Source organism: Micromonospora sp. DT31, assembly GCF_049841795.1.
Lineage (GTDB): Bacteria > Actinomycetota > Actinomycetes > Mycobacteriales > Micromonosporaceae > Micromonospora.
The window spans coordinates 25,603-51,291 of the sequence record NZ_JBNCKZ010000001.1; the positions used below are offsets into that span (position 1 = coordinate 25,603).

Annotated in this window: 24 protein-coding genes and 1 tRNA gene; 16 read left to right on the plus strand and 9 right to left on the minus strand. The window is 69.9% G+C overall.

The window, feature by feature from the left end; translation table 11 throughout:
• Positions 1-7: 7 nt before the first annotated feature.
• Complete coding sequence (locus tag ACLQ2X_RS00100) at positions 8-442, minus strand: type II 3-dehydroquinate dehydratase (RefSeq protein WP_425678804.1); 435 nt, start codon at positions 440-442, stop codon at positions 8-10.
• Positions 443-690: 248 nt separating this feature from the next.
• Between ACLQ2X_RS00100 and ACLQ2X_RS00105 the strand changes: the two genes are divergently transcribed.
• Genes ACLQ2X_RS00105 through ACLQ2X_RS00115 form a run of 3 tightly spaced genes read left to right on the plus strand, consistent with a single transcriptional unit; the run spans position 691 to position 3,693 of the window.
• Positions 691-1,857, plus strand: a complete 1,167-nt coding sequence (locus ACLQ2X_RS00105; protein ID WP_425678805.1) for a DegT/DnrJ/EryC1/StrS family aminotransferase — start codon at positions 691-693, stop codon at positions 1,855-1,857.
• Positions 1,854-2,960 carry a Gfo/Idh/MocA family protein gene (locus ACLQ2X_RS00110; RefSeq protein ID WP_425678806.1) on the plus strand — a complete coding sequence of 369 codons (1,107 nt, stop codon included), beginning with the start codon at positions 1,854-1,856 and terminating at the stop codon, positions 2,958-2,960. Before ACLQ2X_RS00105 ends, ACLQ2X_RS00110 begins: the two co-directional genes overlap by 4 nt.
• 46 nt (positions 2,961-3,006) lie before the next feature.
• Complete coding sequence (locus tag ACLQ2X_RS00115; RefSeq protein ID WP_425679516.1) at positions 3,007-3,693, plus strand: HAD-IA family hydrolase; 687 nt, start codon at positions 3,007-3,009, stop codon at positions 3,691-3,693.
• Positions 3,694-3,762: 69 nt separating this feature from the next.
• Here the strand turns inward: ACLQ2X_RS00115 and ACLQ2X_RS00120 are convergent, their stop codons facing one another.
• On the minus strand, positions 3,763-5,286 hold the full coding sequence (locus tag ACLQ2X_RS00120; RefSeq protein ID WP_425678807.1) for a 3-deoxy-7-phosphoheptulonate synthase class II: 1,524 nt from the start codon (positions 5,284-5,286) through the stop codon (positions 3,763-3,765).
• A gap of 28 nt (positions 5,287-5,314) precedes the next feature.
• Between ACLQ2X_RS00120 and ACLQ2X_RS00125 the strand changes: the two genes are divergently transcribed.
• The 4 genes from ACLQ2X_RS00125 to ACLQ2X_RS00140 all read left to right on the plus strand — a co-directional run bounded on the left by ACLQ2X_RS00125 (position 5,315) and on the right by ACLQ2X_RS00140 (position 9,033).
• On the plus strand, positions 5,315-6,082 hold the full coding sequence (locus tag ACLQ2X_RS00125) for a thioesterase II family protein (RefSeq protein WP_425678808.1): 768 nt from the start codon (positions 5,315-5,317) through the stop codon (positions 6,080-6,082).
• Positions 6,083-6,149: 67 nt separating this feature from the next.
• Entirely contained in the window at positions 6,150-6,389 is a 240-nt protein-coding gene (locus tag ACLQ2X_RS00130; RefSeq protein WP_425678809.1) for a DUF5988 family protein, read from the plus strand.
• Positions 6,390-6,510: 121 nt separating this feature from the next.
• Positions 6,511-6,915: a cold-shock protein gene (locus tag ACLQ2X_RS00135; RefSeq protein ID WP_425678810.1), complete on the plus strand. Its 405-nt coding sequence runs from the start codon at positions 6,511-6,513 to the stop codon at positions 6,913-6,915.
• A gap of 456 nt (positions 6,916-7,371) precedes the next feature.
• Positions 7,372-9,033 carry an Ig-like domain-containing protein gene (locus tag ACLQ2X_RS00140; RefSeq protein WP_425678811.1) on the plus strand — a complete coding sequence of 554 codons (1,662 nt, stop codon included), beginning with the start codon at positions 7,372-7,374 and terminating at the stop codon, positions 9,031-9,033.
• A gap of 279 nt (positions 9,034-9,312) precedes the next feature.
• On the opposite strand, the gene ACLQ2X_RS00145 is transcribed toward ACLQ2X_RS00140, so the two are convergent.
• A complete protein-coding gene (locus tag ACLQ2X_RS00145; protein WP_425678812.1) occupies positions 9,313-10,743 on the minus strand; it encodes an RICIN domain-containing protein in 1,431 nt (476 codons plus the stop codon).
• Positions 10,744-11,230: 487 nt separating this feature from the next.
• On the opposite strand from ACLQ2X_RS00145, the gene ACLQ2X_RS00150 reads away from it, so the two are divergent.
• The 5 genes from ACLQ2X_RS00150 (at position 11,231) to manD (ending at position 14,108) form a co-directional block, all read left to right on the plus strand.
• A complete protein-coding gene (locus ACLQ2X_RS00150) occupies positions 11,231-11,782 on the plus strand; it encodes a hypothetical protein (protein ID WP_425678813.1) in 552 nt (183 codons plus the stop codon).
• A complete protein-coding gene (locus tag ACLQ2X_RS00155) occupies positions 11,779-12,249 on the plus strand; it encodes a hypothetical protein (RefSeq protein ID WP_425678814.1) in 471 nt (156 codons plus the stop codon). Before ACLQ2X_RS00150 ends, ACLQ2X_RS00155 begins: the two co-directional genes overlap by 4 nt.
• Before the next feature lie 96 nt (positions 12,250-12,345).
• Positions 12,346-12,567: a hypothetical protein gene (locus tag ACLQ2X_RS00160; RefSeq protein ID WP_425678815.1), complete on the plus strand. Its 222-nt coding sequence runs from the start codon at positions 12,346-12,348 to the stop codon at positions 12,565-12,567.
• Positions 12,568-12,642: 75 nt separating this feature from the next.
• Complete coding sequence (locus tag ACLQ2X_RS00165) at positions 12,643-12,813, plus strand: hypothetical protein (protein WP_013287071.1); 171 nt, start codon at positions 12,643-12,645, stop codon at positions 12,811-12,813.
• Positions 12,814-12,899: 86 nt separating this feature from the next.
• Positions 12,900-14,108, plus strand: coding sequence for a D-mannonate dehydratase ManD (manD, locus tag ACLQ2X_RS00170; protein WP_425678816.1), 1,209 nt, complete (start codon positions 12,900-12,902; stop codon positions 14,106-14,108).
• A 10-nt stretch (positions 14,109-14,118) separates the two neighbouring features.
• Here the strand turns inward: manD and ACLQ2X_RS00175 are convergent, their stop codons facing one another.
• Genes ACLQ2X_RS00175 through ACLQ2X_RS00200 form a run of 6 tightly spaced genes read right to left on the minus strand, consistent with a single transcriptional unit; the run spans position 14,119 to position 21,981 of the window.
• Positions 14,119-16,230: an alpha-glucuronidase gene (locus ACLQ2X_RS00175; protein WP_425678817.1), complete on the minus strand. Its 2,112-nt coding sequence runs from the start codon at positions 16,228-16,230 to the stop codon at positions 14,119-14,121.
• Positions 16,227-16,919, minus strand: coding sequence for a hypothetical protein (locus ACLQ2X_RS00180; protein ID WP_425678818.1), 693 nt, complete (start codon positions 16,917-16,919; stop codon positions 16,227-16,229). Before ACLQ2X_RS00180 ends, ACLQ2X_RS00175 begins: the two co-directional genes overlap by 4 nt.
• Positions 16,916-18,442, minus strand: coding sequence for a GH39 family glycosyl hydrolase (locus tag ACLQ2X_RS00185; protein WP_425678819.1), 1,527 nt, complete (start codon positions 18,440-18,442; stop codon positions 16,916-16,918). The genes ACLQ2X_RS00180 and ACLQ2X_RS00185 overlap by 4 nt, the downstream gene beginning before the upstream one ends.
• A 6-nt stretch (positions 18,443-18,448) precedes the next feature.
• Complete coding sequence (locus tag ACLQ2X_RS00190; RefSeq protein ID WP_425678820.1) at positions 18,449-20,092, minus strand: extracellular solute-binding protein; 1,644 nt, start codon at positions 20,090-20,092, stop codon at positions 18,449-18,451.
• Between the two features lie 39 nt (positions 20,093-20,131).
• Positions 20,132-21,055 carry a carbohydrate ABC transporter permease gene (locus ACLQ2X_RS00195; RefSeq protein WP_425678821.1) on the minus strand — a complete coding sequence of 308 codons (924 nt, stop codon included), beginning with the start codon at positions 21,053-21,055 and terminating at the stop codon, positions 20,132-20,134.
• Complete coding sequence (locus tag ACLQ2X_RS00200; protein WP_425678822.1) at positions 21,052-21,981, minus strand: ABC transporter permease; 930 nt, start codon at positions 21,979-21,981, stop codon at positions 21,052-21,054. Before ACLQ2X_RS00200 ends, ACLQ2X_RS00195 begins: the two co-directional genes overlap by 4 nt.
• A gap of 66 nt (positions 21,982-22,047) precedes the next feature.
• Here ACLQ2X_RS00200 and ACLQ2X_RS00205 point away from each other — a divergent pair, with 66 nt between their 5' ends.
• The 4 genes from ACLQ2X_RS00205 (at position 22,048) to ACLQ2X_RS00220 (ending at position 25,672) form a co-directional block, all read left to right on the plus strand.
• Positions 22,048-23,103, plus strand: coding sequence for an acetylxylan esterase (locus tag ACLQ2X_RS00205; protein WP_425678823.1), 1,056 nt, complete (start codon positions 22,048-22,050; stop codon positions 23,101-23,103).
• Between the two features lie 354 nt (positions 23,104-23,457).
• Positions 23,458-23,530, plus strand: a tRNA-Trp gene (locus ACLQ2X_RS00210).
• Positions 23,531-24,020: 490 nt separating this feature from the next.
• Positions 24,021-24,845, plus strand: coding sequence for a carbohydrate ABC transporter permease (locus tag ACLQ2X_RS00215; RefSeq protein WP_425678824.1), 825 nt, complete (start codon positions 24,021-24,023; stop codon positions 24,843-24,845).
• Positions 24,842-25,672 carry a carbohydrate ABC transporter permease gene (locus ACLQ2X_RS00220; RefSeq protein ID WP_425678825.1) on the plus strand — a complete coding sequence of 277 codons (831 nt, stop codon included), beginning with the start codon at positions 24,842-24,844 and terminating at the stop codon, positions 25,670-25,672. Before ACLQ2X_RS00215 ends, ACLQ2X_RS00220 begins: the two co-directional genes overlap by 4 nt.
• Positions 25,673-25,689: the final 17 nt, after the last annotated feature.

Below are 25,689 nucleotides of genomic sequence, written 5' to 3' on the forward strand. Positions count from 1 at the left end.
GTGTCGATTATGCCGCGACCAGCTCCAGCAGCGCGCGTGCCGCCAGCCGATAGCCGAGTGAGCCCATCCCGACGATGATGCCGGCGGCAAGTGGCGCCAGGACCGAGTCGTGGCGGAACTGCTCGCGGGCCCACACGTTGGACAGGTGCACCTCGATCCAGGGGTGCGGATAGTTCGCCATCGCGTCGCGCAGGCCCCATCCTGCGATCATGAGCGCGCCCGGATTGACGATCGCGCCGACGGTGTCGTAGCCGGCCTCGACAGCGTCGATGAGATCACCCTCGGAGTTGTGCTGCACCGCCCGCACCCGCCAACTCCGTCCGGAGACCTCGGCGGCAACGGCCTTCTCGATATCGGCCAGCGTGTCGGTGCCGTAGACCGACGGCTCCCTTCGGCCCAGGATCCCGAGATTGGGGCCATTCAGTAACAACAACTGGCTCAAGTCGCACCTCAAATTGTGGTCCTGCGAAATCGCGATCACTCTAGCGCCCTGCCCGCACATTCGGCGATGCCATCCCGCAAAACGCGCCGGACATAGGGGTCGGTAGGGGTTTGGCTAGGGGAATAGTGGCGGCATGGCCTGCGGTAGCGTCGGCCCGCGGCTGATTGAAAGCAATTGCGTGTTCGCGTGTATCGATGGTCAGGACCAAGAGGGATGAATTCCCGTGTGGCGCCCAGAATGGAGTGTCGATGACGGATCAGGGGACCGAGAACCTGAATCTTCCGCACTGGCCCCAGTTCGATGACAAGGAGCGCGCCGGCGTGTTACGGGCGCTGGAGCAAGGACAGTGGTGGCGGATCACCGGCAGCGAGGTCGACGCGTTCGAGGAGGAGTTCGGCGAATACCACGGCGCTAGCCACACGCTCGCCGTGACGAACGGAACCCACGCACTGGAGTTGGCGCTCGAAGTGCTTGGCGTGGGGCCCGGCACGGAGGTCATCGTACCGGCCTTCACCTTTATCTCGTCATCACAGGCGGCCCAGCGCCTGGGTGCCGTCGCGGTGCCAGTGGACGTCGAACCGGAGACGTACTGTATCGACGTGGTCGCCGCAGAGGCGGCGGTCACCGACCGGACGCGTGCCATCATGCCGGTCCACATGGCCGGCCACCTGGCGGACATGGACGCGCTGAGCAAGCTCTCCACGGCAACGGGCGTGCCCCTGGTGCAGGACGCCGCACACGCGCACGGCGCCCGCTGGAAGGGCAAGCGCGTCGGCGAGCTGGGCTCCATCGCGGCCTTCAGCTTCCAGAACGGCAAGCTGATGACCGCCGGTGAGGGCGGTGCGGTGCTGTTTCCCGACGCCGCGCTCTACGAGCAGGCGTTCCTGCGTCACAGCTGCGGCCGGCCCCGCGAGGACCGTAGCTACCTGCATCGGACGTCCGGGTCGAACTTCCGCCTCAACGAATTCTCCGCGGCAGTGCTGCGGGCCCAGCTGTCGCGGCTCGACGCGCAGATCGACACCCGTGAGCAACGTTGGCCGCTGCTCGCCGGGCTGCTCGCGGAGATCCCGGGGGTCACGCCGCAAGGCCGCGACGCGCGGGTTGACCGCAACCCGTACTACATGGCGATGTTCCGGATTCCCGGTCTGCGGGAGCAGGAGCGTAACCAACTCGTCGACGAGCTGGTCGCCCGTGGCGTGCCCGCCTTCGCCGCGTTCCGCGCGATCTACCGGTGCGACGCGTTCTGGGAGCGGGCCGCACCGATGGAGACGATCGACGACATCGCGCGCCGGTGCCCGAACACCGAGGAAATCTTCCGAGACAGCATCTGGCTGCATCACCGGACTTTGCTCGGCACCGAGGAGCAGATGCACCGGGTCGCTGAGATCCTCGCTGAGGTCGTGGCCCGTCGATGAGCGCGGTGACAACCGGCCCGTACCGGGTGGGTGTGGTCGGGGCGGGCTGGGCGGCACGAAGCATCTGGCTACCCCGCCTCCTCCGGCATCCGGCGTTCGAGGTGGCCGCGGTGGTCGACGCCGCCCCGGCCGCGCGGGCGGCGGTCCGTGACCATGCGCCGGGCGCGCGTCTGCTCGCCAGCACGGAGCAACTGGGCGCCGATGTGGACCTCGCCGTGGTCGCCGTGCCCAACCATCTGCACAATGCCGTAGCGGTGGACCTGTTGCGCCGGGGCGTTCCGGTGTTCGTGGAGAAGCCGGTCTGCCTGAACTCGGCGGAGGCCGTTGAGCTGGCGCACGCGGAACGCTCGGCCGGGGCGGTGCTGCTGGCCGGAAGCGCCGCGCGGTACCGCTCCGACGTCGGAGCACTGCGCGAGGTGGCCGCCGGGCTCGGCTCGATCCGGCACATCGACCTTTCCTGGGTACGCGCCGGCGGCATACCCGACGGGGCGGGCTGGTTCACGCGGCGCCAGCTGTCGGGCGGCGGCGCGCTGCTGGATCTGGGCTGGCATCTGCTGGACCTGGTCGAGCCGCTGCTGGGCCCGGTCGACGTCACCCAGGCCGTCGGCATGGTGACCGACGACTTCATCAACCGGGCGGCGAGCCGCGCGGACTGGCGAGGCGATGGGACCGGGGAGATGTCGCGCGGCGACGTGGAGGACACAGCCCGCGGGTTCCTGGTCACCGGGGACGGTGTCTCGATCGCACTGCAGGCCAGTTGGGCCTCGCACGAGGAACGCGACGTGACGACCGTCCGGATCGACGGCAGTGCCGGCAGCGCGCTGCTGCGCTGCACCTTCGGCTTCAGTCCGAATCGAGTAGAGGTCTCCTCGCTGAGCGTGCACCGTGACGGCCGCGTCGAGCCCGTGCCGGTCACCGAAGAGGCGATCGGTGCCGAGTACGACCGTCAGCTCGATGACATCGCGGTGCGGCTGACCGACCCGGCAGCCAAGGGCCGCGGCGTCGCCGAGGCGGCCCGCGCCATCGACGTGATCGAGCGGCTCTATGCCTCCGCCCGGCACTTCGGGGCCTCGGCTGCGTCACCACAAGTGACGAGCCGTTGAACCTGCCACTTCTATCCCTTTGGGAGCAGACATGAACCCGACGCCGATGCCCGACCTGGAGCCTGCCTGGTCCGATGACCTCACGGGCCACCGCATCTCTGCGGTGATCTTCGACCTCGACGGTGTGATCGTGGACAGCATGCAGGTGATGCGCGAGGCATTCCGGATCGCGTACGCGGAGGTCGTCGGGGCCGGCGAGGCGCCCTTCAACGAGTACAACCGCCATCTCGGACGCTACTTCCCGGACATCATGATGATCATGGGCCTGCCTCCCGAGATGGAGGAGCCGTTCGTCCGGGAGAGCTACCGGCTGGCGCACCGGATCCGGCCGTACGAGGGTGTCACCGAGCTCCTGCACGGCTTGCGGGCCCGGGGTCTGCGACTCGCGGTCGCCACTGGCAAGAGCGGGCCCCGCGCCCGTTCCCTGCTCGACGGGCTGGGACTTCTCGGACTATTCGACCACGTCATCGGCGGCGACGAAGTGGCCCGGGCCAAACCGGCACCGGACATGGTGCTGCTAGCACTCTCCCTGTGGGGCGCCGAATCGGAGGAAGCCGTGATGATCGGGGACGCCGAGACCGACATCCTGAGCGCCCACTCGGCCGGCGTGGCTGCGGTCGCCGCACTGTGGGGGGAGTCCGACACCGAGCGGCTGCTGGCGGCGAAGCCGCAGGCAGTGCTGCACCGACCGGCCGAGCTGCTGCGGCTCTTCCCGGCGATGCACCGAACCTGACGCAGGCCGTCACAAGTGCCAACGGCCTCCCACCCACCGGTGGGAGGCCGTTGGCACTTGCCTAGGGCCTCAGCGTCGGACCAGCTCGGCCAGGAGGAAGGCCAGTTCGATCGACTGCCGGGCGTTGAGACGTGGATCGCAGGTGGTCTCGTACCTGCCGGAGAGGTCGGCGTCGGTGAGCTGGTGGGGGCCGCCGAGACACTCGGTGACGTCGTCACCGGTCAACTCCACGTGGATGCCACCCGGGTGCGTGCCCAGCCGGCAGTGTACCTCGAAGAACCCTCTGACCTCGTCCAGCACGTCGTCGAAGTGACGAGTCTTGTAACCCGTCGGCGACTCGTGGGTGTTGCCGTGCATCGGATCGCACTGCCACACCACAGGATGTCCGGCTGCCGTGACCGCGGCGACGATCGGCGGTAGGACCTCCCGGATCCGGTGCCGACCCATCCGCGTGATCATGACCAGGCGGCCGGGCTCCCGCTCCGGATTGAGCCGCTCGGCGTACGCGATCGCGTCGTCCGGCTTGGTGCCCGGGCCGATCTTCACCCCGACCGGATTGCTGAGCAACTCGGCGAGCGCCAGGTGGGCGCCGTCGAATTGCCGGGTGCGCTCGCCGAGCCAGAGCAGATGGCCCGAGCTGGCGTACAGCGAGCCGTCGCCGGTGGCCCGGAGCAGTGGGACCTCGTAATCGAGCAGCAGAGCCTCGTGGCTGGTGAACACCTCGGTCCGCAGTCGGTCCCGGTGATCGGTGTTCCACGCCGCCACGAAACGGAGCGCCCGCTCGATATCCTGGACCAGCGGTGCGTACCGCGAGCCGGTCGGGCTCGTCCGCACGAAGTCCTGGTTGACCTCATGGATGTCGCCGAGCCCCGGCGTATGGGAGGCGGCGCGCATCAAGTTCCTCGTCCGGCAGGCATCCGCATAGGCTCCCAGTAGGCGGTCGGGGTCGGGTGTCCGCCCGGCCGGGGTGGGGACCGGCGAGTTCACTATGTCGCCTCGGTACGCCGGCAGCCCCAGAATGTCGACCGCCCGCGACCGGGGCTTGGCGTACTGCCCGGCCATCCGGCCAACGATCGCGACGGGCATGTCCGCGGCGTATGTGAGCACCACCGACATCGCGAGCAGGGTCTTGACATTGCCCTGGATGTGCTCGGCGGAAGCAGAGAACGTCTCCGCGCAGTCCCCGCCCTGAACGAGGAACGCCTCGCCCTGCGCGACTGCTGCCAATCGCCGCTTCAGCTCGTCCGTCTCCCCGGGCGGCACGATCGGCGGCATTCGGCTCAGCAACTCCCGGGCCGCCCGTGCGCGGTCCGGGAGAGGCCAGGACGGCTGCTGCCCTGCGGGCAACCGCAGGGCAGCCGAGAGTCGGCGCAGCAGATCCGGGGCGAGCTCCGGCAGTTGCTCCCGTATTGGCTGTTCATCGCCGATCGCGTTTTCGGAGCGCATAACCATTGATTCCATTCCATGAAGATATGGCGTCGGTACGGCTTCCGGCCTATTCAACGGTAATTGGTGTCGCGAAATTCGAAGAATGTGGTGGTGTAGGGGGCGGATAAGGGTTGAGCATCCGGAAGGGCTGGCGGGAGGCTTCATCTCAGTGCCGATCGAGAGGTGATTTCCTGTGGCCGCTGCATCCGATGTGGATGGTCGATGGCTGCGGTGCTACCATCCGAACCCGGACGGTGCAGTGCAGTTGGTGTGCCTGCCGCATGCCGGCGGGTCGGCCAGTTACTTCGCCCCGTTCGTGACCCAGGTTGGTTCCGGCGCCGAGGTGCTGGCGGTGCAGTACCCGGGACGGCAGGACCGGCGCGCCGAACCGCCCGTGACCGACCTCATGAGGCTGGCTGACGAGGTTCACGAGGTCCTCACTGCGCGCATGGACCGGCCGTTGGCGCTGTTCGGGCACAGCATGGGGGCGGTGGTGGCGTACGAGGTGGCGCTCCGTCTGGAAGCCGGGGGCGTCGATCCGGTCCACCTCTTCGTCTCGGGACGACCGGCACCCGCCCGTCGCCGGGAGGGCGACCTGCGGATACGGGACGACGCTGACGTGCTTGCCGAGATCGCCATGCTGCAGGGCACCGCGGACACGCTGCTGGCCGACCAAGAGGTGATGGCCATGGTCATGCCTGCGTTGCGTGGCGACTATCAGGCCGTCGAGGCGTACCGGCATGATCCGGCGCGCCGGCTGCGTTGCCCGGTGACCGTGCTCGTCGGCGACCACGACCCGCGAGCGACCCTGGACGACGCGCGGGCGTGGCGCGAGCACACCGTCGGCCCGACGGACGTGCGGGTCTTCCCCGGCGGCCACTTCTACCTCGACGCCCAGCGCTCCGCTGTCGCCGCGGTGGTGACGGGGGTGTTGGCCGAGCAGGGCGGACCGCACGCCTAGGGGGTGGTCTCGGGTACCGCAGGGGCGGCGCTGCCCCGCACGATAGAAGCAAAGACGGAGGTGGGCCTTGTCCGCTGAATCGATGACCCCCCGGTATGCGCAATCGATTGTCGAGGCCATTCTGGAGGGCGGTCCGGCGAATCTCCCGGAAGATCTCCGGGTGCGTTCGGTCACGCGCGGCGTGGCGAAGGTGAAACTGGAGCATCTCGGCGGCTACGAGCATTTCGAACGTTGCGAAGGAGCCTCGGGCACCGCCGAGGGGCCGGTGGTCTTCCGCTGGACCATGCGCACCCGGATAGCTGAATGAGGCCCGACGGTTTGATCAAGCGGGGCCCTGGCACGGCAACGGCAGAGCCGGGCCAGTGGTCGGCGGCGGCGGCGTAACACCCTGTCATAGTGCAGTTTTTTCTTCTGGCGTAGGAGTTGTTGTGGCGGTTGGTGCGTTGGTTCGTTTCGATGACGTCCGGGGCTACGGTTTCATCGCCCCGTTGGAGGGCGGCGAGGATGTATTCGTCCACGCCAACGATTTTGGCGCCGACAGGCACCTGGTGCGCCCCGGCTTGCGAGTCCGTTACGAGGTGGACGCGACCGACCGCGGCCTGAAGGCGAGCAGTGTCGCCATCGATAGTGCCCCCGCCGCGGCGTCCGATTCTCCGCAGGTGCCGACGGCGCTCGACAACGGGGAATGCGAGGTGCTCTCGACGGCCGAATTCCAGAACACGGTCACCGAAGCGCTGATGGCCGACGTCCCCACCCTGACGGCCGCGCAGATCCTCGCGGCCCGGCGGGCGCTGCTGTCGATGGCACACAGGTACGGCTGGGTGGAGGACTGAAGCCCTGGCACGACGGGATGAGCGGCGCGCGTACGCCCACTCCTGGCTGCGGATTCTTGTCAGCGCAGTGCAGAGGGCATGTCCTGCTTCGCACCGAAGAGGTCACCGGTTCGATCCCAGTCTCGCGCCCACCATGGATGTATGCAGGGCGGAAGTCCGCTACCAGAAATACCGGTAACGGGCTTCCGCCCCGTCGTGTCCAACACACCGCACCCAGGTCGAACTCGGAAATCTACGCGGTCTCGCCGGCCTGGCCCACCCCGCAGTACGTGGCGATGTGATCTTCGTGCCGATCAGAGCCCTCCGGCTGTACCGGATGAGACTCCACCGCGCGGTGGTCAGAAGCTCGCCGGCACACAAAGTCGCTCGTCCGGTGGCACCACGGTATTGACAGAGCGTGCCCCGAGCGCTGACGCTGTGTAAAACGATATCTATCGATAAATGCGGGGGCATGTGATGCGACGCAGGATTCTCGCGCTGGCCACGGCCGCCGCGGTCGTCGTCGGCGGGGCCATGACGATGGTGCTGCCGCCGGCTTACGCCGCGACGGTGTGCACGGTGGACTACACGATCACCCGGGAGTGGTCCACCGGCTACTGGGCCGAACTCACCCTCACCAACCTGGGCTCTCCCCTCACCGACTGGTGGCTGCGGTTCCGGCAGGCCAGCGGTCAGTCGATCACCATGGGCCACGACCGGCTGCCGGACGGCTACACGCTCGGCAGCGGCGAGCTGTACCCGGTAACCATGCTCCGCCCACCGGCGGGGGCCACGCTGCCGACCGGCGCCTCGGTGACGGTGCGGTTCGGCGGCAACTACCGGGACGCCGACCCCGAGCCGACCGACTGGGTGCTGAGCGGCCAGCCGTGCAACGTGGACGCCGCCAGCCCGCCCCCCTCGTCGCCCCCGCCCTCCTCGTCGCCCCCGCCCGCCTCGGGGAGTCCGCGGCCCAGCGCACCGCCCAGCCCGCAGCCGGGCGGGCCGTCGGTGGCGCTCACCTCGCCCCGACCCAACGACTTCTTCGCCGCGCCGGGCGTCATCCCGATCCGCGCGGAGGCCACGGCGGCGGCCGGCCGGCGGATCGAGCGGGTCGAGTTCCGGGAGCGCGGCACGTTGCTCGCCGTGGACACCACCGCGCCGTACGCGTTCGACTGGCGCGGCGTGCCGCCGAACAGCGGTACCCGCATCACCGCCACTGCCTACGACAGCGGCGGCGCCCAGGCCACCGCCGAGGTCCGCGGCGTCCGGGTGCTCCCGCCGCAGACACCAGGCGCCGCACCCGCGCTGAAGGCGTTCGGCAACCGCATCCTCACCGTCACCGCCGACCCGAGGCCGTACCGGCCACGCGGAATCGTCAGGTCTGCCGTGCCCGGCGGGTGCGCGTGGGGACCGATCCGCTGGGACGGCCCGGTCGACGACGCGTCCGTGGGCGCGCTGCGGGCCCGCGGCGTCAACGCGGTGCGGGTCGTGCTGAGCGATGCCTGCTTCGTCTACACCGGCAGCCCTACCGATCGGCAGAACCGCGTCGGCTACCTCGACGAGGTGGCCCGGTACGTCGACCGGCTCGTCCGGGCCGGCATCACACCCGTCGTGTCGCTGCGCCAGAGCGACATTCTCGCCACCCGCTCTTTCTGGAGCGCGGCGGCGGAGGTGTTCGGCGACGACAACGCGGTGGTCTTCGACATCTCGTACTACGACTTCCCGGCGGCCGGCGGCGCCGATCCCGCGGCGGTCTGGACCTGCTGGCGCGACGGCGGGCCCGCGTGCGTGGGCACCGGCCTGTCGATCGTCGGCGTGCAGGAGCAGATCCGCCTGCTTCGCGTCCAGGGCTCGTTCAACCTGGTCCTCGTCGCCGGAATCGACGGCGGTAACGACCTGCGCCGGTGGCTGGAATACCGCCCGGCCGACCCGGACGGCCGCAGCGTGGCCGCCGCCTGGCGCGTCGACGACCGCTCGGCCTGTGCCACTCCGGCGTGCTGGCAGTCCACCCTGCTCCCGGTCGCCGCCCAGGTACCGCTGGTCGCCACGGACGTCAGCGCCGGCCCGGGGGCGCCGACGTTCGTGCCTCGGACGGTCGCCTGGCTCGACCAGCACGGCATCGGCCACCTGCGCCGGTGACCAGAGGGACGGCCGCACCGACCGCAGCGGACCCGCGACCACCTGCTGGCACGTCAGGGCCACCCTGCCATAACATACGCCGTCCATGACGGCAAGCGTCGTGGCGTGCCCCCGACGCCGAGCAGACGGGGGCGCCCGCAGACCATGAGGTCACGGGCGCCCGACGGCGCCGGCTGCGTACCGCCGCCCGCCGCGCATCAGCGGCGGGCGGCAGGCTGGTGACCGTGGCCGGCGGGCCTGCTCGATCCGGCCCGTCGCTACGGCAGCGGCCGAGGTCGTTCAGACGGTCGTACGCGACCACTGCTGGTTGGCGCCGGTGTTGCACGCGTACTGCTTGAGGACCACACCGTCCGCGGTCGATGCGGCCGGTACGTCCACGCACTTGCCGCTGTGTCGTGCCCGGAGCTGGAAGTAGCTGCCGTTGGCGACCATTTGGAACTGCTGGTTGGTGCCACTGCCACAGGTGTACTGGATCAGCTCGGCGCCGTCGGCGGTGGACGCGCTCACCACGTCGAGGCACTTGCCGCTGTTGCGGCTGACGAGGCGCCAGTAGCCGCTGCCGGCGTCCTGGAACTGCCACTGCTGCCACGTGTTGCCGTTGTACGTGTACTGGCCGACGCGCGAGCCGTTCTCGGTGTTCGGTGCCTGGACGTCCATGGCCTTTCCACTGTGCCGCACGACGACCCGGTAGAACGTGTCAGTCGGCGGCGGCGTCGTGGGGCCGCCGCCGATGGTGTCGCCCCAGGCATAGCGGACCTGGTCGGCGCCGGAGGTGTTCCGGACCGTCAGATTAAGGTCGGTGCCGCCGCCGCTGAGCGAATACATCGAGTACCAGTCGTAGCCGATGGTGCCGGGCTTGCCGCCGAGCGCGGGCCAGTAGGTGCCGCCCATCCGGTTGTCACGCATGACCTGGGCCATGGCGCGGATGTAGCGCACGAAGTTGTCGGTGCTGTTCGCGTCGGCGTAGTTGCGGCCGTCGTTCATGGGCGCGCCGAACTCGGTGGCGACGGCCCGGCCGGCGCAGGTGCCGAGTCGGGTCTGGATGTGGCTCCGGAAGGCGTCGTAGGTCATCGCGCCGTAGAAGAAGGCGTAGTAGTGGAACGAGAGCAACGTCGAGTTGAAGCGGGTGTCGTTGCAGATGTCCCGCAGGTCCTGGCTGAACCCGGTGCCCCCGATCAGCACCCGGCTGGGCACCGCCGAGTAGTGGTAGCTGAGCCAGTTGGCCGCGACGTTGCGCCACTCCGTCGAGCTGTAACCGTGCGGCTCGTTCATCGGCTCGAAGTAGACGTTGGGGTTCGCGCCGTACGTGTTTGTCACGGTGGACCACATCGCGTTCCACGCGGCGAGGTTCGTGATCCTGCCGCCGGAGGCGGCGCCGTCCTCCCAGTAGGCGAGGATGACCGTGAATCCGCGGGCGGTGGCGGCGTCGATGGCGCCCCGGTATGCCTCCCACCACGCCGTCCCTACCGTGTGGGTGTTGATGGGCAGCCGGACGGTGTTGACCCCCATGGTGGACGCCATGTCGTCATAGAGGGCGTTGGCCTTGGCCCGCACCGTCGCGTTGCTGTCGGAGGAGCTCAGGCCCTGCACGACGAGGGGACCGGTGCTGAAGTTGTCGCCCAGCACAGCCCAGTTCATGCCTCGGAACTGGTTCGTGGCGGCGTTGGCCGGCGACGACAAGACGACGACACCGCCGACCATCGCCGTCATCGCGGCCACCAGCACGATCAGCAGCCGGCGTAACGGCCGGGTGCTCCGGGGTGGGCCCGCTGCGTGGCTCCGCGGCGACGTGATCCGCGTCAGGAAGTGGTCAATCACGTGATCTGGCCTCTCTGGGTTCGGACATCAGACTGATCACCGAAGCCGCTGCTGCCCGCCGTGGTCCGGCAGCCGTAGAGTCCTCTCGGGATGGCGATCTTGTTAGCGCTAACATTGCTGGATCGCGCGCGACCCCGGGGCTTCGCGGTCAGGGTGTGGTTGACGTGCCGCCCGAGCGGCTCCGGCGCGTCACGCGGAGGCAGACGAATGCCTTCCGGTTGTGTTGCATGCGCGTTGCGGACAAGTGTTCGCGATCCCGTCCGGAGTGTCAATGCATCGACGAATATCGCTTCCTTTTCATGGTCGGGCCCGGCGGTCGCCACCGGGTGGGGCCGCGACGACCGTGACGCGACCGCCGCTCGATGCAAGGAGACCTCCGGTGGTGCCCTGCTGGGTGTCGGCACTCGACGACTTCTCGCCGCGCAGCACCTTGACCCCGCTCACCGCCGGAGGAGCCGTTCTTACCACTCTCTTACGGAACTATTCGATCGACCAGCCGTACGCCCTGCTCCAGTGGAACGGGCAGACGTGGGCGGAACGGCGGCTGCCGCACCAGGCGCAGCTGCTGTACAAGGTGGACGCGGCAAACGCCGGCGACGTCTGGACGGTGGGCACCCGGCGCTTCGGTGAGCCGTACGCCGGGCACTTCGACGGCGAGGCCTGGACGTCCCACACGCCGTGGTCCGCCCCGCCCGGGACCTCGGACCTGCTGGACGTGGCCGCGACCGGCGGCGGGCGGGCCGTGCTCGTCGGTCACGAGGGCGGCCGGCCGCTGGTCGTCGAAGGCGACACCCGTCAGTTCGGCCGGGTGGCGGTACCGGGGACGAAGGGCTCAACGGTGTCCTCCGGGCGGTCTCGCGCACCAACGACGGTGCCGTCTTCGCCGCCGGTGAGCGGCACCTCGCCGACGCGCCATACCCGGAGCCGATGATCGTGCAGCGCGTCGGCGGGTCGTGGCGGGTGGCCCCGATTCCGTCGATCCCGAGCGCCCGGCTCACCGGCGTGTGGGCCCGCTCGTCGACCGACGCCTGGGCGGTCGGCACCCAGGACTTCGACTCCTCCCCGAAACCGGTCATCCTGCACTGGGACGGCCGGACGTGGCAGCGGGTGGCCGGACCGGCACCCGCCGGCCGGGTGTACGCCGTCGCCGGCGACGCGAACGGCAACGTGTGGATCAGCGGTACGAACCCGATCCCGCCGTACGTCGAGTACCCGGGCACGTTGTTGCTGCGCTACGCCGGCGGGCGGTGGAGCGTCACGTACGGGCCCAAGGTCGGCGGCAACGACCCGAGCCTGGACGCGCTGGCCAACATCCCGGGGACCTCGTCCTTCTGGGGGAGCGGCACCGTGTCCGCCGACGGGTTCCGTCTGACCGGTGTGATCGAGCGCACCAGATGAGCGGGCAGGGGCCCACGCCCCTGCTCGCGGTGACTCGGCAACGACCGGGGCGGCGGCGCCTGCGGGCTGTGGCGAGGTCATGATCCAATGAAGCACATGATTCTCCAGCGGATTGCCGCCGGCCTCCTGTTGCTGATCGGGCTGCTGGCGATGGCGGCCACCCACACCTTCCCGTTCCTCGACGATCTCTCTGAGCTGGCCGAGACGGCGGTCGCGATCGGGGGTGCGGCGTGCCTGTCGGCGGGAGCGTGGCTGTGGGTGCGCAAGCCGGCGGACCGGTCGTCCGCGCCCTCGGTCGGCGACGGTGAGACCCCGTGACCGCGCGTGGATCGGAGGGGCAGGGGCTGGTGTGCTCGGCGAGCGGTCGCGGCGGAGGCGTCGGATACTGAGCCGATGACCAACCCCGACCTCGATCCCGAGGTGTACCCGCCGATCGACCCGCGTGAGGACGTGCCGGACGATCCCGGCGAACTCCTCCCGGACACGCCGGGCGAACTGCCCGAGGCGCCGGTCGAGCCGATGCCCGACGACGGGGAGCCCGGGGGCGTACCCGAACCGGCCTGACGGGCCCGGCCAGCACCGGACACCCAATCTATCGACAATGATGGATAATTCTGGGTGACCGGCGCGCCGACCGCAGGGGAGACCGGATGAGAATCGTCGACGCCCGGGTGATCGTGACCTGCCCCGGCCGGAACTTCGTGACCCTGAAGGTCGTCACGGATGAGGGGGTCACCGGCGTCGGCGACGCCACCCTCAACGGCCGGGAACTGGCCGTCGCGTCCTACCTGCGTGACCACGTGGTGCCACTGCTGATCGGGCGCGACCCGGCCCGGATCGAGGACACCTGGCAGTACCTCTACCAGGGATCGTACTGGCGGCGTGGGCCGGTCACGATGAGCGCCGTCGCCGCGGTGGACACCGCGCTGTGGGACATCAAGGGCAAGGTCGCCGGGCTGCCGGTCTACCAGTTGCTCGGCGGCCGGTCCCGCGACGGCGTGACCGTGTACGGACATGCCAACGGCGAGACCGTCGACGAGGTGCTGAGCGAGGTCGCCCGCTTCGTCGGCCTCGGCTACCGCGCGGTGCGGGTGCAGTGCGGCGTGCCAGGCCTGCCCCGGACGTACGGCGTCAGCGCCGACAAGATGTTCTACGAGCCCGCCGACGCCGCGCTGCCGACCGAGACGATCTGGTCGACGGAGGCCTACCTGGCCCACGTGCCGAGCGTCTTCGCCCGGGTCCGCGAGGAGTTCGGCCCCACCCTGCGGCTGTTGCACGACGTGCACCACCGGCTCACCCCGATCGAGGCGGCGCGGCTGGGCAGGAGCCTGGAGCCGTACGCGTTGACCTGGATGGAGGACCCCGTCCCGGCAGACTTGCCGGAGGGTTTCCGGCTCATCCGCTCGCACACCACCACGCCGATCGCCGTCGGCGAGGTCTTCAGCAGCATCTGGGACGCCGCCCAGCTCATCCGGGAACAGCTCATCGACTACGTCCGCACCACAGTGGTCCACGCCGGCGGGATCACCCACCTGCGACGCATCTTCGACCTCGCCGCGCTGCACCACGTCCGCAGCGGCTCGCACGGAGCCACCGACCTCTCGCCGGTCTGCATGGCCGCCGCGCTGCACCTGGACCTCGCCATCCCCAACTTCGGCCTGCAGGAGTACATGCGGCACACCGAGGCGACCGACGAGGTGTTCCCGCACGGCTACCACTTCGACGGCGGCTACCTGCATCCGGCCGAGACTCCGGGGCTCGGGGTGGACATCGACGAACAGGCCGCGGCCCGCTACCCGTACGCACCGGCCTACCTGCCGGTGAACCGGCTGGCGGACGGCACCGTGCACCCCTGGTGAGCGCGCCGGTTCAGTGGATGCGGCGACCGTGCGCGTCCGGCACCCCGGACTTGCGGAAGAAGTAGGTGTTGATCTGGTCCCGCCACTCGACGGCGCTGCGGAACTGTTCGTCGAGGCGCTCGGCCACCCGGTCGTGCACGGCCGGGTCGACCGCCCCGGCGACGAGCCGCCAGCGCTCCCGCATCGCCGCCACCTCCTCGACCCCGGCGAAGTGTGTGTCGTAGATGTGCTGGATCACGGTGCGGCCACTGTGCAGCACGTGCCGGTACGGGACGTGGTGGAAGAACAACAGCAGTTCGTCGGGGCAGCGCTCGCGTGACTCGTACACCTCCGACCACGGCGGCGGGTACTGGCCGGTGAAGCCGGTCCCGGTCGCCCGGGTCCGGTCCACCCCGAGGCCGTCGCGGTCGGCGAAGTGGTAGGTGCCCCACGGGGTGTACTCGTAGCCGTCCACGTCCGGGCCGTAGTGGTGGCCGGGCCGCACCATGAAGCCGACGCCGAGCGGGGCGGTGTAGCGCTCGTAGGTGCGCCAGGAATCGTCCATGATCGCGTGCATCGTCCGGCGCACCGGTTCCGGATCGTCTGTGGTGACCGGCAGCCAGGTCAGGTCGATCCACTCGTCGAGGATCGCGCCGGGATCCAGCCGTGGATCCCAGGCGAGCCGGCCGAAGGCGTACAGGTTCGCCTGGGCCAGCGGGTGCCCGGTCCAGAACGGGTCGTCGCCCACGTTGGCCACGGCGACCAGACCGCCACCGGTGCCCGCCCGGCCGGCCGCCACGTCGGCGATCGTGCCGCCGGCCGCGCCCCGGAGCCGGAACCGCAGCACCTCGCTCCACCAGGGGCCGAGGTAGCAGACGTGCCGCTGCTGGCCGGTGTACTCCTGCGTCGCCTGCAACTCCACCGCCACCCGGGTGGCCGGCATCGCGGCGAGCACCGGGGACACCGGCTCGCGTGCCTGAAAGTCGATCGGGCCGAACTTCACCTGGAGGATCACGTTGTCGTCGAATCGTCCGTCCAGCGGCGCGAAGTGGTCGTGGGCGGCCCGGGCCCGGTCGGTCGACCGGTCCCGCCAGTCCTGGTGGTGGTCGTAGACGAACGCCCGCCAGTGCACCACGCCCCCGTGGGGGGCGAGCGCCTCGGCGAGCAGGTTCGCGCCGTCGGCGTGGTCGCGCCCGTACGCGAACGGGCCGGGCCGGCCCTCGGAGTCGGCCTTCACCAGATAGCCGCCGAAGTCGCCGATCCGCTGGTAGACGCGCCGGGTGGCGGCGGCCCACCAGGCCCGTACCCGCTCGTCCAGCGGATCGGCGGTGGGCAGGCCGCCGAGGACCACCGGGGCGGCGAAGGTCACCGACAGATGCACCCGGACGCCGTACGGGCGGAGCACGTCGGCGATCTCCGCGACGTCGCCGAGCCGGTCGGTCAGCAGTCGCGCCTCGGTGTCGTGCACGTTGACGTTGTTCACGCAGACCGCGTTCACGCCGCAGGCGGCGAGCAGGCGTCCGTAGTCCCGCAGCCGGGCGGGTTCGTGCCGGGCGGCACCGTCGCGCCAGAACAGGGAGCCGCCGGCGTAGCCCCGCTCGACCTGGCCCGACACCGGGTGCACGGCCACGTTGTCCCAGTGGTCGAGCATCCGCCGGTCCAGTGCCGGCCGGTGCCGCCGCGCCGGAAGGTCGTCGTCGAAGGCCGCCGCGCCGAGCCGGAGGACGTGGAACATCCCGTACAGCAGGCCGCCCGGCGCGTCGGCGAGGACCACCGTCACGCCGCTCACCCGCGCCAGCAGGTATCCCTCGTCGCCGAGGGAGCCGTCGCCGGTGCCGTTCACCGCCGGTGTCGCACCGAGCCGGGCGGCCTCCGCCGCCGCGTTCGGCACCGGGCCGGCCGCGCGCAGGGCCAGCACCAGGTCGACGTCGACCTGCCACGGTGGACCGTGCCAGAGCCGCCCGCCGTACCGGGCGCAGGCCCGGCTCACCTCGTCGAGGACGGTGTCGACCAGGGGCCCGTCGCCGTGCACCAGCACCGGCCGGGAGCCGAGTTCGCGGAACGCCGCGGGCGGTAGCCAGGCGGGGTGCCAGGCCGACTCGCCGGTGTCGGCCGACGCACGGCCGGTGACCGGAACGCTCATGCGGTGAACTCCGCCCGGATGTCGTCGATCATGGGGATGCCGATCCGCAGCAACGCCAGCACCAGGAGCGCGGCCAGCAGGGCGAGTACCGCCTCGGAGAACACCGCGGTGACGCCGGCGGCGGCGGCCAGCAGCACGACGTTGCCGAATGTGACGCCGGGCTTGCGCGCCACGTAGTAGAGAGCGAGCCGGAGCACGTCGCGGGTGCGGAAGGTGAACAGTGAGACGATCACCAGCGCGTTGACCCCGACCAGGATCACCCCCGCCCCGACCACCACCAGCGGCACGGCCCACCAGCCGGGGACGGCGGCGACGGACAGGTTCGCCAGGTTGACCGCGATGACGGCCAGCCACAGCAGCGCCGGTGCCCAGACCCGCAGCACGCCCGGCAGGTTGGCCCGGTAGGCCCGGCGGAACGTGGCGGCGGGGCGTAGCTCGGTCAGGTCGGGGCGTTGGTGTCGCAGCGTGTGCAGCGCGGCCGAGACGGCCGGACCGACCGGCAGCGCGGCGGCGGCGACCAGCGGCAGGTTGCTGCTGTCGCGGTCGAGCAGCACGAGCGCGGCCAGGCCGGGCAACATGCTCACCAGGAGCAGCAGTTCGACCACGAGCAGGGTGTGGACCACCGCGGCGGCCCGCGACAACGGCCCGTCGCCGAACTCCCGCCGCCCGCCGGTCGGGCCGCGGCTCACGGTCGGTCCCCGGGCGGGTCGAGCAACCGGTCGTCGTCCCACCACGGCGGGGTCTCGTCCACCACCGCGGTCAGTTCGGCGAGGGTCACCTCGTGCCGGGTGAGGACGAGATCGAGGTCGGCCCGCCCGGCCACGACCGGCAGGGCGCGATGGGTACGGGCCGGCTCGGCGGCCTCCCGCAACGCGTCGAGCTGCCGGGGCCGGGGCGAGTGCGGTCTGCCCATCTCCCGCCAGGCCGCCCAGGCGTTGCCGGCGTCCTCGCCCACCGACGAGCGGAGCAGGAACGCCGACGCGGTGCCCGGCGGGCCGATCGGAACCGACAGCGACAGGGTGTGCCGATCGGGTGCCGGCTCCCGGCCGCTGACGTCGACAGGCGCCCAGGCCAGCACCGCGACCCGGCCGTCGGGGTGCCGGGTGACGAGGTGGTCCGGCCCGCGGGCGAGCACCTCGTCGCCGAGCCGGGCCATGAACGCGTACAGGTGGTAGGTGGGCTTCTTGACCTGCCGGTGGGTGAGCAGGCCGAAGCCGCCGTGCAGCAGCGCGGTGGGCACCCCCTCCTCCTCGAACACGTCGCTGAAGGTCCAGTAGGAGAAGGAGTCGACCAGGTCCCCGCCGCCGGCCAGCACCGGAGCGAGATAGGCGGCGTGGAAGGCCGTGTCGTGGATGGGGTTGTCCGGCCGGTAGGAGGAGTTGAACTCGGTGATGTGCACCGGGCGGTCGACCAGCGCGGTGCCGGCCAGGTGCCGGCGGGGCGCGGCGAACTGCGCCAGCAGTTCCGTGGCCGGGGCCAGGGTCTGCCGCGTGCCGAACGGCAGGTGCCGCGCCGGGCCGGAGGTGTAGGCGTGCCGGCTGACGAAGTCGACGGGCACGTCGCGGTCGGTGACGAACTCGGCGAAGGGCTTCAGCCACTCGTCGGCCCCGGGGGAGAGGGCCGGACCGCCGACCTGGAGCGCCGCGTCGACGTCCTTGACGGCGTGCGCCGACACCTCGTACAGGCGGTGGTAGGCGTCCTGGTCGGCACCCGACCAGAAGGCCGTCAGGTTGGGTTCGTTCCACACCTCGATGGGCCAGCCGCGCACCTCGTCGAGGCCGTACCGGTCGACCAGGTGGGCCACCGTGGCGCGGACCAGGGCTCCCCACTCGGAGTACGACCGGGGCGGCGTCACGTTGCCCCGCCACCAGAACACCGTCTGGTCGCCGGAGGCGAGCGTCGAGGGCATGAACCCCAGCTCCACGAAGGGGCGGATGCCCATTCCGAGGTAGGCGTCGACGACCTGGTCGACGTAGGTGAAGGCGTGCCGCACCCGGCGCTCGCCCTGGTACGTGTAGGGGCGGTGCACGCCGACGCCGTCGCTGAGCAGCCCGTGCCCGCGGATGTGCCGGAAGCCGATGTCGCGCTGCACAAGCGCCAGCGAGTCCTGATAGTCGCGTCGCAGGGCCAGGTCGAACCGGCCGGTGCCCACGCAGGTGCGCCACGCGTCGGTCAGCCGGCCGACGGGCCGCTCGGGAACGGTGCCGCGCATCGCCGGTCAGCCGTGGCTCTTGCGGTACCGCTCGTACGCCTTGTTGACCAGGTCGGTGTAGGCCTGCGCGTTCTTGCCCCTCAGTTCCGAGACGTAGGCGTCCCACTCGCTCAGCGGCCGCTGGCCGAGGGCGAACTTCAGCGTGTTCTGGGTGACGTGGTCCTTCAGCGCGGTCGCCCACAGCGTCGTCTGCTCCCGCTCGGAGTCGCTGAGGGGTGCGGGTGGCGGAGTCACCCAGGGCGCGGCCTTGCGGGCGTTCATCTCCTTCTGGAACTCCAGTTCCTCGGGTGCGAAGAACGACTGCACCAGGTCGAGCTTGCCGCCGTAGGCGAAGACGCCGTTGTAGAAGCCGAAGTCCTTCTGGAGATGCTTGCTGCCCTTGGGGTTGAGCCCGATGACGTTGACGTCGGGGGCGAGGGTGCGCTTGCCCGAGGCGTCCCTGGTGTACGTGGTTCCGTCGACGCCCCACTTGGCGAACTCCTGGCCGGCGTCGGAGTACCAGAGCCAGTCGACGAACTGCATCATGGCCACGAAGTTCTTGCCCTCGCGGGCCTTGCTGGAGATCATCACGCCGTTCTCCAGTCGGCTCGCCGCGTTGACCGGGCCGGCCGGCCCGATCGGGAAGAGGATCTTGCCGAGCCGGGCGTTCGGGTTGATCTTCGCGATGTCCGGGCGGTAGTCGTTCACCAGGGTCTGCGCGTTCGTGCTGATCACGAACGACTTGCCGCTGGCGAGCTTCTGCCGGGCCTGGTCGTCGGTCTGGGTGAACGTCTCCGGGTCGAGCAGCCCTTCGGCGACCAGCTTGTGGAGATACTCCACCACCTGCCGGTAGCCGTCCGAGGCGCCGGTGAAGACGTACTTCCCGGCCCCGGCGTCCCAACTCGTCGGCTGGTAGTTCCAACCGGCGCCGGGCAGGCCGTGTGCCAGGGCGAGCATGTTCAGCAGGTTGCCGGCCGGGTTGGGCTTGCCGAACCGGTCGGAGAACGGGATGACGTCCGGGTGGGCCGCCTTCATCGCCTTGAGCATGGCGTACACCTCGTCCCAGGTGGTCGGGGACGGGATCTTCAACTGCTCCAGCACGTCGGTGCGGACCGCGAGCGTGTAGTCCTGCCAGGGCTTCTCGTGCAGCCCGGGCAGCAGGTAGAACTTGCCGTCCTCCTGCCGGAGCGTGTCCATCTCCGGCTGGAGCTTCCACCGCTCGATCTTGTCCTTGAAGTGCGGCATCAGGTCGAGGTAGTCGCTGATCGGCAGGATGGCGCCGGAGGAGACGTACGAGCTCTCCTGCGGGTGGTAGGTCTTCGGGATGATCATTGGAGCGTCGCCGGAGCCGACCAGCACGCTGCGCTTCTGCTCGTAGTCGCTCAGCGGCACGGCGACCGGGTCCAGTTTGACGTTCGTCCGCCCGGCCAACTCGGTCCAGAACAGCCACTCGGGCTTGAGCGGGTAGTTCGGGTGGTTGTTGTAGAGGATCGAGAACGTGACCGGCGCGGTGGCCTTGAACTGGTCCCCGATGCCGTACTTTTCCATCGCGCCCGCACGGTTGCGGTCGAGGTCCTTCTTGTCCGGGGTGTCGTCGCCGCAACCCGCCAGGGAGACGACGGCGGCCGCGCCGCTGGCGAGCAGCACCTGGCGCCGGGAAAGCTTGGCCATGGATTCTTCCTTCCGGTGGTGGTGTGGTGCGTGGGCGGGCTATCCCTTCACGGCGCCGAGCATGATTCCGGAGACGAAATACCGCTGGATGAAGGGATAGACCGCGAGGATCGGCAGGATCGTCAGCACGATGGTCACGGACTGGATGGTGGCGGCGGACTGGACGATGTCGGCGCTGCCGAGGCCGCCGCCGGTCTGCGTGGCGTCGGTCGCGCCCGCGATGAGGTTGCGCAGATAGACGGTCACCGGGAGCAGGTCCTGACGGTCCAGGTAGAGGAACGCGGCGAACCAGGAGTTCCAGAACGAGACGGCGTAGAACAGCACCATCGTGGCGACCATCGCCTTCGACAGCGGCAGGACGATCCGCAGCAGCGTGCCGTACGTGTCCAGCCCGTCGACGGCGGCGGCCTCCTCCAGCTCGACCGGCAGGCTCTCGAAGAACGCCTTCATCACCAGCAGGTTGAACACGTTGACGGCGTTGGGCAGGGCGATCGCCCACACGGTGTTCTTCAGCCCCAGGCTGGTGACCAGGACGTAGTTGGGGATCAGGCCGCCGGTGAAGAACATGGTGAACACGGCGATCCCGACAAGCGCGGTCCGGCCCCGCAGGTGCCTCTTCGACAGCACGTACGCGTAGCAGGTGGTCAGCACGACGGAGATGAGCGTGGCGACCACCGTGTAGAAGACGGTGTTGCGGTAGCTGACCCAGAACGTCGGGTCCGACGTCACCACGCGGTACGCGGTGAGGTTGAACCCCCGCGGCACGAGGTTCACCTCACCCGCGACGATGTACGCGTTGTCGCTGAGCGAGCGGGCCACGATGGTGAGGAACGGATACAGGGTCACCACCACGACGCCGGTCAGCACGACGGCGTTGACCACCTGGAAGACCCGGTAGCCGGCGGTGGGTCGGGGGCCACGCGGCCGGATCGCCGGCGTCCGCGTACGCGCGCGCGTGCTCACCACAGGCTCGTCCCCACCGTGCGCCGGGAGATCGCGTTCGCCGACAGCACCAGCGTCAGCCCGATCACGGACTCGAACAGGCCGATCGCGGCGGCGTAGCTGAGGTTCCCGGAGACGATGCCCACCCGGTACAGGTAGGTCGAGATCACGTCCGCCGTCGGGTAGGTGAGCGGGTTGTACAGCAGCAGGATCTTCTCGAAGCCGACGGCCATGAAGGCGCCGATGTTGAGGATCAGCAGGGTCACCATCGTCGGCCGGATCCCCGGCAGCGTCACGTGCCAGGTCTGCCGCCACCGGTTGGCGCCGTCGATGCGGGCCGCCTCGTACAGGTCGCCGTCGACGGTGGTGAGCGCGGCGAGGTAGAGGATGGTGCCCCAGCCGACGGTCTGCCAGACCTCGGAGGAGACGTAGATCGTCCGGAACCAGCCGGCCTGCTGCATGAACGGCACCGGCTCGCCGCCCACGGCGCGCAGCATCTGGTTCACCGTGCCGTCCACCGACAGCAACTGGAGGACCATGGCGGCCACGATCACGATCGACAGGAAGTGCGGCAGGTAGGACACCGACTGGACGAACCGCTTGAGGGTGCGGCTGCGCACCTCGTTGAGCAGCAGCGCGAGCACGATCGGCAGTGGGAAGCAGAACACCAGGGTCAGCGCGCCCAGCACGAGCGTGTTGGTGAACACGCTCCAGAAGGTCGGGTCGGTGAAGAACAGGCGGAAGTACCGCAGCCCCGTCCAGTACTCGCCGAAGAGGCTGCCGCCCGGCTGGAAGCGCCGGAACGCGATCACGTTGCCGAGCATCGGCAGGTAGCGGAACGTCAGGAAGAACAGCAGCGGCAGGACGGCCAGCGAGTAGAGCTGCCAGTCCCGGCGCAGGGCCCGCCGCCAGGGCGTACGACGGCTGCGCAGGGTCGGGGATGCCAAGCTCGTCCTCCCCCTGACCGTCGGCCGGAACTTTCCGGTAATGAGCCGTAAGCTTTGCGGAAATTTATGGGTATCGTTATCAGCGTGTCAAGAGCGTCGATTGATATCTCCCTCGACCAGCTCCGTCGCTACACGCCGGCCGTTGTCGAGCCCGCCGACTTCGACCGGTTCTGGCGCGCCACCCTCGCCGCCGCCGCGGCCACCCCGGTGCTCGTCGGCGTCCGTCCCGAACCCACCGGCCTGCGGCTTGTCGACGTGTGGGACGTGACGTTCGCCGGCTTCGCCGGCGAACCGGTCCGGGCCTGGTACACCCGTCCCGCGGGCATACCCGCACCGCTGCCGGCCGTGGTGGAGTATCCCGGCTACGGACGCGGCCGGGGCCTGCCGGGCGAGCGGCTCACCTGGCCGGTGGCCGGTTACGCCCACCTGCTGGTGGACAACCGGGGACAGGCCGGACTGTTCAGCCGCGGGGACACCCCGGACCCGCACGACGCGCCCGGCGGGCCCAGCCCTGCCACGCGGGGAATCCTGGCCCCGGACGACTACCACTACCGCCGCCTGATCACCGACGCGGTCCGGGCGATCGACGCCGCCCGCGTACTGCCCGGGGTGGACCCGGACCGCGTCGCCGCGGTGGGCAACAGCCAGGGTGGTGGACTCGCGCTCGCGGCGGCGGGCCTCGTCGACGACCTCGCCGCGCTCCTGGTCACCGCCCCGTTCCTGTGCGACATCCAGCGCGCCATCGAACTGACCGAGGCCTCCCCCTACGGCGAGATCGCCCGCTACCTGGCGGTGCACCACGAGGCCGAGGAGCCCGTCCGACACACGCTGTCCTATGTGGATGGTGTCACCTTCGCCCGGCGGGCCACGGCCCCGGCGCACTTCGGGATCGGCCTGCGGGACGAGGTCTGCCCACCGAGCACCGGCTTTGCCGCCTACAACCAGTACGCCGCCGCCAGCGGATCGACCGCGCCGCCACGGGAGATGCACACGTACCCGTTCAACGGCCACGAGGGCGGGGAGGCCGTCCACGTCCGGCGGCAGCTGCGCTGGCTCGACGCGGTGATCGGTCCCGGCGCGACGGCGGCCGGGCCGGCGTGGACGTCGAACGCTGCCCGGTAGCGGCACGGTGACACGCCGGCGGGCAACGGATGTCGTCGCGGGTGAGCCCCGGCCGGGTGACGTGGCTTCGGAATGTCCATAGCCAACCGTGTACGTCGCCCCTACCTTTGATGGAGCAAGGCCATCCCGATCAACCCGAGGAGTTCCCCGTGTCGCGGTGCGCCTGCAGCGAAACCACGCGGTTCATGCCGCGCGGCGGTGTCGTGCTGCCCTCGACCGGGCGAGCCCACGATCTCTACCCGAGCGAGCAGAACTGGAAGCCGGGGTGGCGGCGCGAATAGCGCAGACGCATTCGCGAAGCCGCCCACCCCGCCAGGGACAGGGCGGCTTTTTCGTTACCGGAACAAACTCCACAGGGGCGTAGCTCCACTGGTGGAGCGCCGGTCTCCAAAACCGAAGGTCGCAGGTTCGAGTCCTGCCGCCCCTGCTTTCGCCCCGGCCGCGGCCGGCGGTGTCGCACATTCTCGACTCCACAGTGGATGGCATGGCAAGACCTCGGCCGGCGCCCACACGGGCCGGCCGGGGATCACACCTCCGGGACGAGGGAGACGTGAGGCGAGGAACAGCAGCAGTGCGGTGATGTCGGCGGGCTGCCCCATCCGCGGGACGGCGAACGGCTCGGGTGAGAAGAAGTCGGCGATCGGGGCGCCGGCCGCCGACCGCCGGTGAGACCGTGAGCCGAGGTCGCGCTCCCACGAGTGGCGGAAAAGAACCCCCAGCTCAGGGTCGCGCAGTGAAGGATTTCTTTCCGCCCATGCCGTTGGTACTGTGCTGCCGTGCCCGTCCCTCGCACCGTCGACGCCCCACCAGATGACCGCGTATCGACCACAGTGCCCGCGTCCCCCGCCACCCGGCGGGGTAAGTCGGCGCGCCTCGTCGAGTCCGGTCTCGGGTGGCTCCTTCTCCTACCGTCCGTCGTGGTCTTCGCGTTGTTCGTGTTCTGGCCGCTGGGACGCACCCTGTACCTGTCGGTGCACGGCAACGACCTGTTCGGCGCCCCGTCGGTGTACGTCGGCGCCGAGCACTACCGGGAGTTGCTGTCCCCCGAGTTCGGCAAGGTGCTGGCCACCACGGGCCTGTTCACGCTCTTCTCCGTGGTGCCCGCTGTCCTGGGCGCGCTCTTCGTGGTGCTGCTGCTGGAGGCGCGCATCCGCGGCGTACGCGTGTTCCGTACCGCCTTCGCGCTGCCGTTCGCGTTCTCGGTGGCGACCGCGTCGGTCATCTTCGCCGTCATCTACAACCCGGCGATCGGCGTGGCGAACGGCATGCTCGGCTCCCTCGGGTTCGACCGGGTCAACTGGCTCACCGACCCGTCGATCGCGCTGGCCGCGGTGTGCGTCGCGACGGTCTGGATGAACTTCGGTTACAACGTCCTCGTACTGTCCGCCGGCGTCGCGGCGATCTCGCCCGAGGTGGTCGAGGCGGCGCGGCTGGACGGCGCGTCCGGTTGGCGGCTGGCGACCCGGATCACCATGCCGCTGCTCTCCCCACAACTGTTCTTCCTTGTCGTGGTGTCCACCATCCACGCGTTGCAGAGCTTCGGGCAGATCCACATCCTGACCAAGGGTGGCCCGGACCAGGCCACGACGACGCTTGTCTACTCGATCTACGAAAAGGCGTTCGCCTTCGGGTCCTCCGACTTCGGGTCGGCCAGCGCGCAGGCCGTCGTGCTGCTGGTCGTCATGCTCGGCTGCACGGCTGTCCAGTTCGGCATCCTCGAACGGCGGGTCCACTACCGATGAAAAAGTTCAGCCTCGGGCGCGTCGCCGTCTACGTGGTGCTCGTCTTCGCCGCGATCCCGGTCCTGTTCCCCATCTACTACGGCTTCGTCGGGGCGGTGATGGGCCCCGGTGACCTGGCGACCTACCCACCCGCCCTGGTGCCGAGCGAGCTCTACTGGCAGAACATCACCGACGTCTTCCGTTCGGTGCCGCTGGGCCGCTTCTACGTCAACTCCGCCGTCCAGGCCGGGATCATCACGCTGGCGCAGATCATCACCAGCATCCTGGCCGCGTACGCCTTCGCGTTCCTGCGCCTGCCCGCGAAGGCGGCGACGTTCGGGCTGTTCCTCGCCACCCTCATGGTGCCGTGGGAAGCGATCATCATCCCCAACTACCTGGCCATCTCCGGTTGGGGCCTGGCGCGGGGCGGGTTGACCTACCTCGGCCTGGTGCTGCCCTTCCTCGCCTCGGCCTTCGGCACGTTCCTGCTGCGACAGGCCTTCCTGCAGTTCCCCACCGAGTTGCGGGACGCCGCGGTGATCGACGGCTGCGGTCACTGGCGCCTGTTGTGGCGGGTCATCGTGCCCCTGTCCAAGCCCTCGATCGCGGCGGTCGCGGTCTACGTGTTCCTCTCGGCGTGGAACCAGTACTTCTGGCCGCTGATCCTGATCCGTGACTCCGAGTACCAGACGCTGCAGATCGGCATCTCGCAGCTCAACGACGCCGAGGTGGCACAACCGGGTCTCGTCCTCGCGGGGGTCGCGCTGTCCCTGCTCCCGACGTTGGCTGTGGTGCTCTTCGGCCAGCGCTACATCGTCCGCGGCATCACCGCCGGCGCGCTGCGTTAACTCAAGAAGTGGAGAAC

Coding starts and splice junctions, on each gene's coding strand:
- ACLQ2X_RS00110 (WP_425678806.1), top strand. CDS start 1,854: ATGAGCGCGGTGACAACCGGCCCGTACCGGGTGGGTGTGGTCGGGGCG.
- ACLQ2X_RS00155 (WP_425678814.1), top strand. CDS start 11,779: ATGATCGTGCAGCGCGTCGGCGGGTCGTGGCGGGTGGCCCCGATTCCG.
- ACLQ2X_RS00165 (WP_013287071.1), top strand. CDS start 12,643: ATGACCAACCCCGACCTCGATCCCGAGGTGTACCCGCCGATCGACCCG.
- ACLQ2X_RS00120 (WP_425678807.1), bottom strand. CDS start 5,286: ATGAAGCCTCCCGCCAGCCCTTCCGGATGCTCAACCCTTATCCGCCCC.
- ACLQ2X_RS00105 (WP_425678805.1), top strand. CDS start 691: ATGACGGATCAGGGGACCGAGAACCTGAATCTTCCGCACTGGCCCCAG.
- ACLQ2X_RS00140 (WP_425678811.1), top strand. CDS start 7,372: ATGCGACGCAGGATTCTCGCGCTGGCCACGGCCGCCGCGGTCGTCGTC.
- ACLQ2X_RS00185 (WP_425678819.1), bottom strand. CDS start 18,442: ATGCGCGGCACCGTTCCCGAGCGGCCCGTCGGCCGGCTGACCGACGCG.
- ACLQ2X_RS00160 (WP_425678815.1), top strand. CDS start 12,346: ATGATTCTCCAGCGGATTGCCGCCGGCCTCCTGTTGCTGATCGGGCTG.
- ACLQ2X_RS00145 (WP_425678812.1), bottom strand. CDS start 10,743: ATGACGGCGATGGTCGGCGGTGTCGTCGTCTTGTCGTCGCCGGCCAAC.
- ACLQ2X_RS00205 (WP_425678823.1), top strand. CDS start 22,048: ATGGGTATCGTTATCAGCGTGTCAAGAGCGTCGATTGATATCTCCCTC.
- ACLQ2X_RS00175 (WP_425678817.1), bottom strand. CDS start 16,230: ATGAGCGTTCCGGTCACCGGCCGTGCGTCGGCCGACACCGGCGAGTCG.
- ACLQ2X_RS00220 (WP_425678825.1), top strand. CDS start 24,842: ATGAAAAAGTTCAGCCTCGGGCGCGTCGCCGTCTACGTGGTGCTCGTC.
- ACLQ2X_RS00190 (WP_425678820.1), bottom strand. CDS start 20,092: ATGGCCAAGCTTTCCCGGCGCCAGGTGCTGCTCGCCAGCGGCGCGGCC.
- ACLQ2X_RS00115 (WP_425679516.1), top strand. CDS start 3,007: ATGCCCGACCTGGAGCCTGCCTGGTCCGATGACCTCACGGGCCACCGC.
- manD (WP_425678816.1), top strand. CDS start 12,900: ATGAGAATCGTCGACGCCCGGGTGATCGTGACCTGCCCCGGCCGGAAC.